The 12752-nt window shown below is 56.4% G+C and carries 11 protein-coding genes and 3 pseudogenes; 8 read left to right on the top strand and 6 right to left on the bottom strand.

The window, feature by feature from the left end; translation table 11 throughout:
- Positions 1 to 7: 7 nt before the first annotated feature.
- From AX768_RS30365 to AX768_RS30400, 8 genes and pseudogenes are all read left to right on the top strand, one after another.
- A complete protein-coding gene (locus AX768_RS30365; RefSeq protein ID WP_062003873.1) occupies positions 8 to 520 on the top strand; it encodes a flavin reductase family protein in 513 nt (170 codons plus the stop codon).
- Positions 521 to 563: 43 nt separating this feature from the next.
- Positions 564 to 1781 carry an amidohydrolase family protein gene (locus AX768_RS30370; RefSeq protein ID WP_231941668.1) on the top strand — a complete coding sequence of 406 codons (1218 nt, stop codon included), beginning with the start codon at positions 564 to 566 and terminating at the stop codon, positions 1779 to 1781.
- Positions 1782 to 1830: 49 nt separating this feature from the next.
- Positions 1831 to 2910: an amidohydrolase family protein gene (locus tag AX768_RS30375; RefSeq protein ID WP_155524385.1), complete on the top strand. Its 1080-nt coding sequence runs from the start codon at positions 1831 to 1833 to the stop codon at positions 2908 to 2910.
- A gap of 46 nt (positions 2911 to 2956) precedes the next feature.
- Positions 2957 to 3793 carry a fumarylacetoacetate hydrolase family protein gene (locus AX768_RS30380; RefSeq protein WP_062003875.1) on the top strand — a complete coding sequence of 279 codons (837 nt, stop codon included), beginning with the start codon at positions 2957 to 2959 and terminating at the stop codon, positions 3791 to 3793.
- A 65-nt stretch (positions 3794 to 3858) separates the two neighbouring features.
- Complete coding sequence (locus AX768_RS30385; RefSeq protein ID WP_062003876.1) at positions 3859 to 4800, top strand: VOC family protein; 942 nt, start codon at positions 3859 to 3861, stop codon at positions 4798 to 4800.
- A gap of 289 nt (positions 4801 to 5089) precedes the next feature.
- Entirely contained in the window at positions 5090 to 5746 is a 657-nt protein-coding gene (locus AX768_RS30390) for an amidohydrolase family protein (RefSeq protein ID WP_062003877.1), read from the top strand.
- A 52-nt stretch (positions 5747 to 5798) separates the two neighbouring features.
- Entirely contained in the window at positions 5799 to 6986 is a 1188-nt protein-coding gene (locus tag AX768_RS30395) for a porin (protein WP_082779181.1), read from the top strand.
- Positions 6987 to 7224: 238 nt separating this feature from the next.
- Positions 7225 to 7938: pseudogene (locus tag AX768_RS30400) on the top strand (IS4 family transposase); the annotation flags it as partial.
- A gap of 61 nt (positions 7939 to 7999) precedes the next feature.
- On the opposite strand, the pseudogene AX768_RS30405 reads toward AX768_RS30400, so the two are convergent.
- The 6 genes and pseudogenes from AX768_RS30405 to AX768_RS30420 form a co-directional block, all read right to left on the bottom strand.
- Positions 8000 to 8733: pseudogene (locus tag AX768_RS30405) on the bottom strand (IS6 family transposase).
- A 20-nt stretch (positions 8734 to 8753) separates the two neighbouring features.
- Positions 8754 to 8894: a hypothetical protein gene (locus AX768_RS33110; protein WP_155524386.1), complete on the bottom strand. Its 141-nt coding sequence runs from the start codon at positions 8892 to 8894 to the stop codon at positions 8754 to 8756.
- A pseudogene (locus AX768_RS30410) lies at positions 8891 to 9433 on the bottom strand (thiamine pyrophosphate-dependent enzyme); the annotation flags it as partial. The pseudogene AX768_RS30410 and the gene AX768_RS33110, both read right to left, overlap by 4 nt.
- Positions 9333 to 9683 carry a thiamine pyrophosphate-binding protein gene (locus AX768_RS34580; protein ID WP_442857282.1) on the bottom strand — a complete coding sequence of 117 codons (351 nt, stop codon included), beginning with the start codon at positions 9681 to 9683 and terminating at the stop codon, positions 9333 to 9335. The gene AX768_RS34580 and the pseudogene AX768_RS30410, both read right to left, overlap by 101 nt.
- A gap of 440 nt (positions 9684 to 10123) precedes the next feature.
- On the bottom strand, positions 10124 to 11416 hold the full coding sequence (locus AX768_RS30415) for an MFS transporter (protein WP_062003880.1): 1293 nt from the start codon (positions 11414 to 11416) through the stop codon (positions 10124 to 10126).
- 286 nt (positions 11417 to 11702) lie between these two features.
- Positions 11703 to 12704, bottom strand: a complete 1002-nt coding sequence (locus tag AX768_RS30420) for a GntR family transcriptional regulator (RefSeq protein WP_231941647.1) — start codon at positions 12702 to 12704, stop codon at positions 11703 to 11705.
- Positions 12705 to 12752 lie beyond the last annotated feature (48 nt).

Genomic DNA, 12752 nt, shown 5'->3' on the forward strand with positions numbered 1-12752 from the left:
TACCGAAATGGAATTAGACAACCGATTGTTCCGCTCGGTAATGGGTTTGTTCGCCACGGGTGTGACGGTCATCACCTATGTTGCTGAGGGAAAACCCGCCGGCATGACGGCTAATGCGTTCATGTCTGTGTCGATGGAGCCGCCGCTTGTGCTTGTCTCAGTAAGGAAGCAGTCCCGGTTCAACGACATTGTCCGTGTAGGCGTGCGTTACGGCGTGAACTTCCTCGCTGAGCACCAACAGGCCGTCAGTGCGCATTTCGGCGGCAAGCGTGACGAAACGCTGAACGTGCCGTACACGTTCAGTGAAGAGACACCATTGATCGTCGGAAGCCTGGCGCACATCGTCGCTAGAACAACCGCAATCCACGAGGCCGGTGACCACTTGCTTTATGTAGCGCAGATCGAAGGCCTGCAACTAGGCGAGCAGCGCAAGCCCTTGGTCTTTTTCAGCGGCAAGTACAAACAAGTCGAGGCGCATGCACCTGCGGCCGGGTGGACGGTCAACAACGATTGTTGGTAATCCCGCACTCGCAGAAGTGCGCGGTGGGTCATTGGAGAAGACGATGAATTTTAAAGTAACGCAATCTCGCACCACTACACGCACACAAGGATCGTTAAACGAACGCGCGCTCAACCTGACGAGGGAGGAGCGATCATTTCCGGATGACATGTGGCCCCGGCGGCGAGCGTTGGTTGCCGGCATGTTGGGCGCTGCAGCTTCGTCATTCGGAGCAACGGGCTTCGCGTCAGAGGTTGCATCAGGTGCCGACGCCGCGAAAGAGCCGACCGCGAAACCGAATACAGGGCGTTTCGACGTGCATGCTCACTACCTGCCCGAGCAGTACCGTGCAGCTCTTGCCGCTGCGGGTCATTCAAAACCGTCCGGCATGCCCGGTATTCCCGCCTGGAGCGTGGAACAAGCTTTGAGAATGATGGATCGCGTGGGGATCGACGTCGCCATTCTTTCCATCTCCGCACCGGGGCTGCATTTTGGTGACGACGCCGCTGCACGCAAGCTTGCCCGGTATGTGAACGACGAAGGTGCTAAGGCGACAAGCTCGCATCCAACACGCTTCGGCATGTTCGCCTCCATGCCACTGCCAGATATCGATGGGTCGCTCGCAGAGATCAGCTACGCGTTCGATACCTTGAATGTCGACGGCGTTGTAGTGGAAAGCAACCACAACGGGATATACCTCGGTGATAGAAAGCTCGATCCTGTCTTCGAGGAGCTCAACCGTCGGCACGCGAAGGTTTTCATCCACCCGACCAACCCGCATTGCCCATGCTGTAGTGATCCCACGGCGCTCCCGCCGATTGGTTATCCATTTCCAATGCTCGAATTCATGTTCGAAACCACCCGTGCCGTCTTTAACCTGATTCTCTCGGGCACCCTGGACCGTTTTCCAAATCTGAAAATTATCGTGCCGCATGCAGGCGCTACGATTCCGGTGCTCGCCGACCGGGTCGCAGGATTGGCGCCCGCGCTCGGACTGCCTAGGCCGCTGGACAGTGCACGGTTCTACGAGACGCTTCGCGGTCTGCATTACGACCTTGCCGGCTTTCCTTTGCCACGCCAGATTTTGCCGCTTCTCGAGATCGCTGATCCCAAGCACATCATGTACGGAAGCGACTGGCCGTACACGCCTGAACCATTAGTCGCTGATCTTGCGCAAAAACTGGACGTAACACCTCTGATGTCCGCCGCAATGCATCGTGACTTCATGCGTGACAACGCCCTTGCATTGTTTCCCCGATTTGCTCGAGGCGGAAATCAGTAGCGTACAGCCGAGTGAAACGTCTAAAAACAAAAGAGAAACAGGAGACGCCGTGAAGGCAACAAAAAAATCCGGGATGAACCAATCGTCCAGCAACTACCAATGCGCTTGTTGCGCAACGCCGAGTTTTGGAAGGAGGCAATTCCTGGCAGCATCAGCAGGTCTCGCTGCATCGGCCGCGATTCCAGCTCTCGCGCGAGCTGCTGTCCAGCCGCAACGTATGATCGATGTACATCATCATTTTGAACCGAGTTTTAAGAACGTCGATGGCAGTCCGTGGTCGATTCAAATGGCCGTCGATCAACTTGATCGTAACGGCGTAGACACCGCTATCGCGTTCGCGGGGGCCATTCCGGAAACCAACGCCGCGGAAGGCCGGGCGAGGGCGCGCAAGACGAACGAGTGGAGCACGCAATATTGCGTTGATCATCCCGGTCGATTCGGATTGTTCGCCTCAATCCCAATGAACGATGTTGAAGGTTCTTTGAGAGAAATCGAGTATGCGTTCGACGTCCTGAAGGCGGATGGTATCGGTCTAGTGACGAACTACCAGGACGCGTGGCTCGGCGATCCGAAGTTTGATCCGATTTTCGAAGAGCTGAATCGCCGTAAAGCGGTCGTATATGTCCATCCGGCTCAAGCTCCGTGCTGCACGCCCGCGACGCTGACGTACGAAACATCGGGAATAACCGCACCTTGGATCGAATTTCCAACCAACACCGCGAGAACAATTTTGAGTCTGTGGGGATCGCAGACGACAAGACGGCTACCCGACATCAAGTTTATCTTCTGCCACGGCGGCGGCGTCATGCCCATTTTTTTGGGACGCATAGCAGGCTTCTCCGATTGGAAATCGGTCGGCCCAGACCGGTTAAAAGTGCTGTTTCCCGAAGGCATCTACGCCGAGTTCGCGAAGCTTTACTTCGAGTGTGCACAGGCCTACGCACCCGAAGCATTCGATCTCGTTCGTAAGGTCGTGCCGTCTACCCATCTTCTTTTCGGCACGGACTATAGCTATTTCCCCGTCTCCCACGCTGTCGATCAGTTCAAGGCACTTGCGTTGCCAGAAGACCTGCGGCGCAGGATCGCGAGCGGCAATGCGTCCGCAATCTTGCCGCGCTGGCACGCGTGAGTGTGAGCGGACCTTCTCCAACTACTCAATCAAGTCGGAACCTACCATGAAGCTTTTACGATTCGGACCGAAAGGCCAAGAGAAACCAGGCGCGATCGACGCGCATGGTCATATCCGTGACCTGTCGACACTTGTTACAGACTGGACCTCGGAGTGGCTGTCCCCTGAGCGCTTACGCGCGATCAACGCTGTCGACCTTGAGCAATTTCCCTGCGTCGAAGGAACGCCTCGTGTGGGCATTCCCGTCGCCGGCGTTCGGCAGTTCATCGCGATTGGCCTCAACTATCGCAAGCATGCTGAAGAGGCGGGCATGGAGATCCCGACGGAACCCGTCGTTTTTATGAAAGCGATTACCTCCTTGTGCGGCCCTAACGACGACACAGTGTTGCCCGAAGACGCGCTTCAGGGCGACTGGGAGGTGGAACTAGGCATCGTCATCGGCTCGGTGGCCCGGCGCGTCAGTACAGACACGGCAATCGAGCATGTGGCGGGCTACTGTCTGGCCAACGATGTTTCGGAGCGGCATTGGCAGACAAAGCGTAACGGGCAGTGGGGAAAAGGCAAAAGCTTCGATACATTCGGACCGGTTGGTCCGTGGCTTGTCACACGCGACGAAATGCCAGATCCGCAGACGCTCAATATGGAGCTTTCGGTCAACGGCGATATCAGACAGAAAAGCAATACCGCAGACATGATCTTCTCCGTCGTTGAAATAGTGTCTTATCTGAGCCAGTTCATGACCTTGCTTCCGGGGGACATCATCATTACCGGAACCCCATCAGGTGTGGGCTTGGGGATGAAGCCACCGCAGTTTCTCAAACGGGGTGACACAGTCAAGCTAAGTATCGATGGGCTCGGGACGCAACAGCAATTTATCGTCTAAAAAACACCGTATGCCTCTCCAAAAATGCGGAGTGGCTATCGACCGATAATAATCAGGAATACAAAATGAAAATCGAAAATGGATCTCCTCATCCGGCTGTCCACTCGATCCACGAGTTTGTATTCGGCGTTCCCGATTTGGGTGAGGCGGAGAACTTTTTCAGGTCGTTCGGTCTGGACGTGCGGCGGAAATTGTCTGGACTGAGCTTATATACCTTCGGCCATGAGCATAGATGGGGGCGAGTCCTAGAGGGCGAACGCAAGCGCCTCTTGTGGTTGACGCTCGGCGTATTTGCCCACGATCGAGAAGCGTTTGAGGAGAGGCTCACGTTGATGAATATTGCCCGTATAGCACCGCCTCACGGCGCCAGTACGGAAGGGATCTGGATCGTCGACCCGCAAGGTATCCCGCTCCAGCTGATCGTTGCCGAAAAGACCTCGCCGCAGGTAAAGTCGGCGCGCATCTTTCCACCCGAGTCAAGTGAGTCGGGCAGGGCGCCGTGCCGCAGTGAGGTCACACAAGTGAAGCCGAATCGCTTGTCCCACATACTGCTTTTCACAAGTGACGTAGACCAATCCAGACGCTTTTATTCCGACGTGCAGGGTCTCAGGTTGTCCGACCATTCTGGTTCGATCATCGCATTTATGCATGGCCCTCATGGAAGCGACCACCATCTGATCGCGTTTGCCAAGTCCGATGGGCCGGGATTGCATCATACGAGTTGGGACGTCTCATCGATCGACGATGTTGCGCTTGGCAGTGAGCAAATGGCGCGCGCCGGATACTGTCAAGGATGGGGGTTGGGTCGCCACGTGCTCGGGTCAAACTATTTCCGCTACGTCCGTGATCCGTGGGGCAGCTACGCGGAGTACTCGTTCGATATCGACTTTATACCGGCCGGCGTCGACTGGCCTGCCGCTGATTACCTTCCTGAAGACTCGCTTTACGTCTGGGGCCCGCCTGTCCCCGATGATTTCGTAACTAATTTTGAAGGAGACTCAGAATGAGGTGGCACCCCAAGAGACTGGTAATCACACTGCTTTCAATCTCGTTCGTTGGCGGCCTGATCGTGGCGTGCGGGCACGGGAGCGACGGGATGTTTGACGCAACACAGGGGACAATCATTCAAAACACGACCGTCGTCAACACTCGAGACGGGTCTCTCAACACCGGGCAAGCCGTTGTCATTGACGGAGGAAAGATTATAACGATTGCGCCGACTGCAATTGTTCGCGTGAGTGGAACTGCCACTGCTGTTGACGGGACGGGAAAGTTTGTGGTGCCTGGATCCTCGACATGCATGCCCATGCGATGGTGCATGTTGACGACAACCCCACCTTTCGGCGCGTCAAAGCACTTGAAACGACGAATGATCCAGCATTTCAAGCCGATCCTAATCTGGCCTACGTTGACAGGATCCGGCTTGCGACCTGGACGCAATTAGAACGGACCTTTGCCAATCTCACGCCATCTAACAAGGCTGCGCTTCGGCAGACCTCTGCGCTTCGGCAGACCTCTGCGTTGCAGCAGTCTGTCACCAAGATGCTCAAGCAAAGCGGCGTCAAGATGCTTACCGGCTCGGCCTCGGGCGTTGCATCGGTTTGGGTGGTCCCGGGGTTCGGATTGCATGATGAGTTTCATGAGCTCGCGACAGCCGGACTTTCGCCGTTGGAAATCCTTCAGATGACCACGCTCAACGGCGCCGAGTTTCTTAACCGCGAAGCGACGATGGGCACGGTCGAAATGGGTAAGACCGCCGATCTGGTTTTGTTGGAAGGAAATCCTGTTGAGGACTTCGCCAACCTCGACAAAGTATCCGCCGTCGTATTGAAAGGCCGGTTTCTCGATAAGACGACGCTCGCCAAGATGAAGAGCGACGTGGCCACAGCGTACAAAGCATCCACCACGCCCGTTACTGCGGCGGCCATTAAAGCGAGTCTGGAAGCCGAATGAAAAGCAAGTAGCGGTACCCACTAAGAAAATTAGATAGGTAAAAGGAGACGAAATGAAAAAGGACATCTGCCTCGCGATAGCGCTTCTCTGCGCGGCAACAGGGACATATGCGCAACCAAGCGTCGTGCTATATGGAATTATCGACGAATCGTTAGCGTACTCTTCTAGCGAAGCTTCTTCCGCAACAACACGAGGACAAAGAAACTTCAAGGCTCTAACCGGTGAACTGAGCGGGGATCGTTGGGGCCTACGCGGAGCGGAGGATCTGGGCGGCGGACTCAAAGCGGTCTTCACGCTTGAAAACGGCTTCCAGGGAACCACTGGAAAACTCGCGCAAGGCGGTCTTTTGTTCGGACGGCAGGCCTTTGTCGGTCTTTCGAGCCCCAGCGTGGGCACCTTTACAATGGGACGGCAGTACGATTTCGGTTATGAGTTTCTAGGCTCGTTCCTCGCATGGACCCAATTCATGGGGACGTTCGGCGCCCACGTGGGCGACAACGATAACCTGTACCAGACGATCCGAAGCAACAATTCGGTCAAGTATCAGTCACCAACGGTTCACGGTGTAACCTTCGGCGTGCTTTACGGTTTCAGCAATCAGGCGTCGGGTACTAACGGCGCGGGCTTCGCAAATAATCGGGACTACAACGTAGCCGTCTCATACGACGGCGGCCCGTTCAAGGCAGGCGTGAGCTACATGCGGTTGGACGACCCGTCGTCGGCAAATAACACAAACCCCAATGGCGCGATCGCTGCCAATCAGTACACGCTTGGCGCCTCCAGCATCTTCTACAATACTTCGCCCGTTACGCGACAAAGCGTCATTGCAGTCGGCGGCACGTACGCGTTTTCGTTCTTGACCGTGTCGGCCGTCTTTAGCGATTCGACGCTCGATTATCTCGACGGTACTCGGCTTCGCCTCGACAACTATGAAATTAACGCGAAGAAACTGATCGCGCCCTCTTGGCTTGTTGGAGCGGGTTACACCTACACCGCTGGTTTTGCGCAAGGCGGAATGAGCATTAAGCCGTTTGCGACCGGTAATCATCCTGCGTGGCAGCAGATCAATCTTGGGACCGAATATTTTCTGTCCAAGCGTACGACCCTTCATCTCGCTACCGTACTCCAATTCGCGACCCGGGACGCTTCGCTTGCTGCGATCAGTTTCAACGGGGCCGTGAGCGGTAACAACTCCTACAAGCAGATTGCGGTTGTTGCCGGCATCCGACATACGTTCTAGGATCTTCGGACTGGCTGTGCCCAGCGCACCTGTTCATGGTTCGTGGACCCCTGTCCGCGCAAGGCCCAGGAAGAAGTATTCCGGGTTTTGTCGCGTTAAGGCGAATGGCACTTACTTTAGCTATTCGCTGCTCAATGTCGAGCGTAAGTATTTGAAGATAAAGGAGGTTGGCTGACCTTGGATCGATAGGATGGTTGGTTACGAAACACCCAAGCCATCTCACCAAAGGCCAGCCAGCATGGATCGTAAAGCCCAAAGCGATTTGTATCAACGCCGCAACCGCGTCCGGCGGCGGGCGCAGTCGAGCGAGGCGGTGGAGTTCTTCAACATTCTGACAAGTGCGCAATTGCTTGAAACGACCGAAGCGCAGTTGCCCGAGCACCGCGAGCGGCTGTATGCGCCGACAGTGACGCTGTCGATGTTCATGCGCCAGACGCTGGAGGCCGATGGCTCGTGCCAGAAGGCGGTCAATGGCTGGGCGGCGCAGCGCGCCGCCGACGGCCTGAGTGCTTGCAGCGTTCGCACAGGCGCGTATTGCAGGGCACGCCAGCGCCTGCCGGTAGAGATGGTCACGGCGCTCACGCGGCAAACAGGCCGGCTTCTGAGCCAGCAGGCGCTGCGGCCATGGCAATGGCGCGGTCGCACGCTCAAACTGGTGGACGGTACGGGGCTGTCGATGCCCGTTACCCCCGATAATCAGACTGCATATCCGCAACCCAGTAGCCAGGCGAGCGGGGTGGGTTTTCCACTGGCACGATTGGTGGCGGTGATTTGCCTGGCCGCCGGCGCAGCGCTGGATGCGGCGATCGGGCCTCACAGCGGCAAAGGCACCGGCGAGCTTGGTCTGGTGCGCGCTCTGCTCGATGGTTTTCGTGCGGGAGACGTGATGGTTGCAGATGCGCTGTACTGCAACTATTTCCTGATCTCCTCGCTGCTGGAGCGGGGCGTGGATTGCGTGGGTTGTGTCGCGATAAAGATGATAAGGCAGAAATTCCCGATATGATCAGGATTGCTTATGCAATCAGCGAATAGAACTGCTCGGCGGCAGTACACTGGATGCCAGCGTCTTTCATTTGCCCTTTCCTGATCATATGCATCACTTCGATGCCCGACAGGATGATGCGGGCGCAACGAAAATCCTTGAAGCCCATCATCGGGTTGATGATCCGTTTGACAGCGCGATGATCCTGTTCCACTACGTTGTTCAGATACTTGACCTGCCGGATCTTGATGGGCGTTTCCCGTTCGGCGTTGATGGCTTGCAAGGCGGCCAGATTGGCGCCGCTCTTATCCACGGTGATGGTCTCCGGCTCGCCGTTCTGGTCGATGGCCTTCTCGAAGTGCGACGCGCGGCAGCCTTGTCACGATGGGCTCGCAGCAGGAAATCGACGGTCTTTCCGGCCTTGTCGACAGCGCGATACAGGTACTTCCACTGACCCTTGACCTTGATATACGTCTCGTCTACGCGCCAGCTCTTGCCGATCGGACGTTTTCGCTTCCGAAACGTCTTTTCAAACAACGGCACGAGCTTGATCACCCAGCGATGCACAGTCGAATGGTCAACCTCGAACCCTCGTTCCGCCATCATTTCCTCGAGGTTTCGCAGGCTCAGCGAGTACGCCACATACCACCGCACGCACAGCAGGATCACGTCCAGTGGATAGTGCAGTCGTTTCAGCACCTTGGCGATGCCAGGAGGCAATGTCGTGCGCGGCGTCTTCGTCGTCTTGGCCATCGTGGTCGTCATCCATTTCCGTTAGCCGAATTTTACCTGAGCGCCTTATTGCGACAGAACTTTTCATCGAGGCCGGGCGGCGCCAGTTCGATCTCTTCAATCTGCAGCGGGCGGGAGACAGCGTACGGTGATGTTGCGCCCATGGCTCGCAAAACGGCTACTTTGATCTTCATTGCGCCACCTCCGTTATACGATTCCTCAACTCGTCGACGAGCACGCGACTGTTCTCCGAGTAATCGACCGGAACGACGACGAGTTGCACGCCCCCTTCGCTAAACGCCGCGTCCAGCGTCGGAACCAGACCTTCGGCCGACTCGACCCGCCGTCCTTTCGCACCGTAGGCTTCCGCGTATTTGACGAAGTCCGGATTGCCGAAACTCAGCCCCCAATCGGCGAAATCGTCGACCGCTTGTTTCCAGCGAATCATTCCGTAGGCATCGTCCTGAATGATCAGCACGACGAGGTTGAGCTTCAGCCGGACAGCGGTTTCGAGCTCCTGCGAGTTCATCATGAAACCGCCATCACCGCAGACCGCCATCACTCGCCGGCCGGGATACAGCAGCGAGGCCATCATGGCCGACGGCAGGCCTGCCCCCATCGTGGCCAACGCGTTATCGAGCAGCAGCGTGTTGGCGCTGCGCGTGCGATAGCAGCGCGCAAACCAGATCTTGTACATGCCGTTGTCGAGCGCGACGATGCCATCGGCGGGCATAGGCCGCGCCGGTGACCAGATTCAACGCGCCGGGTCCGAGTGTCGCCATACAAACGCCTGGCTTTCTGGTAAGGCGGCCGTGAGTCGCGGCCATAAAGGCAGCGGTCTGTTCATGGCGGGTCAGAATAAGCTGGATGCTTGAGCGGCGCAGCGATTCGACCACGTCCAGATTCTCTTCGCCCGGCACGGCGAAGATGCGATCGACGCCTTCGTTTTCCAGGGCCTTGACGAACAGGTCGGATGCTTTCATGGGTAGACTCCTTGTTTCTTCAGTTTTCAATCGATTGAGGCCAGGATGCCTCAGTGACTTTTCGGGTCCGCGCGCGGGCGTTGAGCATTCGATGGCACATGCCTTAATTTTTCTAAAATATGTTCATACAATTATTCGAAGTACGAAGTATTTGGCTTAAAAAATGGTCTATTCAGGGGCACTTTATTCATTTAAATACCGCCTTAATTTTTCGTCAGATTGGTAAGCAGACGTCCGGTCAACAGTAGCCGTGGCGCAACGTACATCTAGGTGCGTCCCGTTCGCCGAACTCGTTGAAACCGTCAATCCGGAATGGGCACGTAGTCCGACTCACGACAGCGATTTCGCCCGGCCGGTTAGACGTACAGAGGGTGCGAAGTAGACTTCACCAGTAGGCTTTAAATCCTGTCGAAGTACCTCTGTGTTATTCCCGTCTCGAGCTACGCGGCGGCCCCTGCCTTCACCGATTTAGGGGGAGCAGTCATTGGGGAGCGGGTCATCGTAAGCACAACGGCCGCGCCAATCAGCAATAGCAGTCCTGCGATACCAAATGCCCAGTCGTAGCTGCTCGTCGCAGCGATTACGTACCCGGTTGCAATCGGCGCAATCATGCCGAAAATATTTCCACCTACGACGACGAACGCCATTGCCTTCGCTACATCGCGTGAATTGGGAAGCAGATCGTTCAACAAGGCGAAATTCAGTGACGTCGTAGATGCGATACCAGTCAGGGTGATCGAGAAGACAACCAGCAGAACGGCAAGGTTAGAGGTAAAGGGCACCGCAAGAATTGCCGTGCCGGCGAGCATGGAAAGCGCGACCGCATTACGACGTCGGCCTGTGCCGACTCCGCTTTTCTTGAGGTACTGGTCGCTCAGACGGCCGACGAAGATGCAAAGCACTACGGCTGCCGCATAGGGAACCGCTGAGAACAGACCCGTGTGCGTAATGCTCAGGCCGCGACTCGCCTGAAGGTAGCTTGGCAGCCAAGTAAGGAACAAGTACTGGGTGTAGACGTTGCAGCCCTGTGTAACAGCGAGTCCCCACAAGGTCGGGGTGCGCATCAATGACAGAAGACCTGACGATTCGGCGCCGACTGCGCTCGCGTTTATCGTTGTGGTGTTGCACTCACGGACAATCTTCTCCCGCTCTTCCGCCTTAAGCCAGCGAGCTTTTTCCGGTGAGTTGAAAAATACCAGCCACGCCACGAGCCATGCGAACCCGATCCCGCCGGCGATAACGAATGACATGCGCCACCCGTAGAGAGCAACGAGTGAGCCGAGAATCACCGAGCAGATCGCCGGGCCTGCATATGACCCGCTGTTAAACATCGATGTGACTATCCCCCGCTCGTTTGCCGGTATCCACTGTCGAATGACCTTCGCGCCGACAGGATTGCTGACGGATTCGCCTGCACCCATCACTAGTCGCGCCAGCAGAAGACTCCCGAAGCTGCTGGCCGCACCCGTGAGGGCCGTTGCAGCCGACCAGACGAAAATCCCGACGCCAGCCATACGCTTGGTACCGAACCGGTCAATGAGAATACCCATCGGAATGAGAAAAAGGGCGTAGCTCCAGATGAACGACGAAAAGAGATAACCCATACCAACCGCTGAGAGCTTGAATTCGCTCGCAATTGGCTTGGCCGCGATCGATAGTGCGATCCGGTCCATATAGTTAATCATTGATAGCGAAAACAGAAACACGGCTATCCAACCTCTGCGGTATGACATGGTTGTCTCCAGTATTGTCACGCGCACCGAACGGACGTCGCCCGGTGACCGATCTGCCGCATCCCAGGGACGACGGCGATTAAAATATTAAAGCGTTTAGTGCTCACTAAGCGCAAAACGCTCACACGTCGAAACGTAGAAGGGCTATCAGCGGTCTTAACGAGTGAATTTGCCCGGGAAAAAATGCCCGCTTTTATCTGTAAGTTTTGTTAAGCGTTTTGTTATCACAAAACGCAGTTACTGGTTAAAAAAAGCGGCGAAAATGCCGCTAGCGTCTGCAACGCAATTACTGCGATGCGAATACTTCTTGTGCACGAACCTTTCCACGACGGGCGCCCTCGATATGATCGCGAAGGAGAGCCGCCGCCTTCAGAAGATCTTGATGCTCAATCGCGTCGAGAATAGCGAGGTGTTCGAGCGCCTGCTCCTGACGCGGTTTGCGGGTCTTGGCCTGGCGATATTCCACCAGCCGGCGCAGCCGGTCCATCCGGCGAACCGACTGTGCGATGAAGCGGTTTCCCGACCATTTGGCAATCGTTTCGTGGAAGTCGCTGTTCGCTTCGAAGAGCTCGATGGAGTTCATCGTCAGGTAGCCTCCGTCGACAATGAACTGCTGTCTGCGCTGCAACTCCCTCAATTCAACCCGGTCGGCGCGGAACATCGGCGACAACACGCCAGTAGGTTCGATCGCTGCGCGAAACAGGTAACTCTCCTCGTACGCTTCAACGGAGTCGATCATCGGCATGAACTGCCAGCCATGCCCGACCTGCCGCTCTAGCCATCCTTCCTCCTGCATCAACGACAAAACCCGGCGCAGCGCGCTGCGCGACACCTCGTATTGCCGCATCAAATCCGCTTCGGATATCACGTCCGGCAATCGCTTGGCGAGTCGGTCTTCGGCAATTTTCATATACAGAGGCTCTTCTGGCTCGTCAAAAAACTGAGCCACGACGTCGGTAACTTCCCGCGCCGGCTTTGCCATGAAGAATCCCCGGTTCGCGTCGTAGAACACGACGCCCAGTGAAACCAGATGATGCAGGCCAACATTCACGGGTGAGCGGGACGTCCCGATTCTTTCCGCAAGCACTGATTCAGCGAGTCTGTCTCCCATCGACAGGTCGTCACGTCGTGCGAGCGACAGGATTTCGCGGATCACCCGCGTCTGCAGCGGGGTCAGGGATACGGGCGATTGTTCGGTTGAGTCCATATGGGATGAAGGCAGTCCGTGGCCATTCACGACCGCCAGGCGAGGCAGCGCATCTGAAAGGTTCAACTGGGATTTTGCCATCGCTCGCTCCGATCTGAATCGTGTTGAGTGTTCACTGGCCGCACCCTA

Source organism: Burkholderia sp. PAMC 28687 (assembly GCF_001577465.1).
Lineage (GTDB): Bacteria > Pseudomonadota > Gammaproteobacteria > Burkholderiales > Burkholderiaceae > Caballeronia.

What these genes read in the sequence shown, in the direction of transcription:
- AX768_RS30365 (WP_062003873.1), top strand. Translation starts at nt 8, where the DNA reads ATGGAATTAGACAACCGATTGTTCCGCTCGGTAATGGGTTTGTTCGCC.
- AX768_RS30370 (WP_231941668.1), top strand. Translation starts at nt 564, where the DNA reads ATGAATTTTAAAGTAACGCAATCTCGCACCACTACACGCACACAAGGA.
- AX768_RS30380 (WP_062003875.1), top strand. Translation starts at nt 2,957, where the DNA reads ATGAAGCTTTTACGATTCGGACCGAAAGGCCAAGAGAAACCAGGCGCG.
- AX768_RS30385 (WP_062003876.1), top strand. Translation starts at nt 3,859, where the DNA reads ATGAAAATCGAAAATGGATCTCCTCATCCGGCTGTCCACTCGATCCAC.
- AX768_RS30390 (WP_062003877.1), top strand. Translation starts at nt 5,090, where the DNA reads ATGCATGCCCATGCGATGGTGCATGTTGACGACAACCCCACCTTTCGG.
- AX768_RS30395 (WP_082779181.1), top strand. Translation starts at nt 5,799, where the DNA reads ATGAAAAAGGACATCTGCCTCGCGATAGCGCTTCTCTGCGCGGCAACA.
- AX768_RS33110 (WP_155524386.1), bottom strand. Translation starts at nt 8,894, where the DNA reads ATGAAGATCAAAGTAGCCGTTTTGCGAGCCATGGGCGCAACATCACCG.
- AX768_RS34580 (WP_442857282.1), bottom strand. Translation starts at nt 9,683, where the DNA reads ATGAAAGCATCCGACCTGTTCGTCAAGGCCCTGGAAAACGAAGGCGTC.
- AX768_RS30415 (WP_062003880.1), bottom strand. Translation starts at nt 11,416, where the DNA reads ATGTCATACCGCAGAGGTTGGATAGCCGTGTTTCTGTTTTCGCTATCA.
- AX768_RS30420 (WP_231941647.1), bottom strand. Translation starts at nt 12,704, where the DNA reads ATGGCAAAATCCCAGTTGAACCTTTCAGATGCGCTGCCTCGCCTGGCG.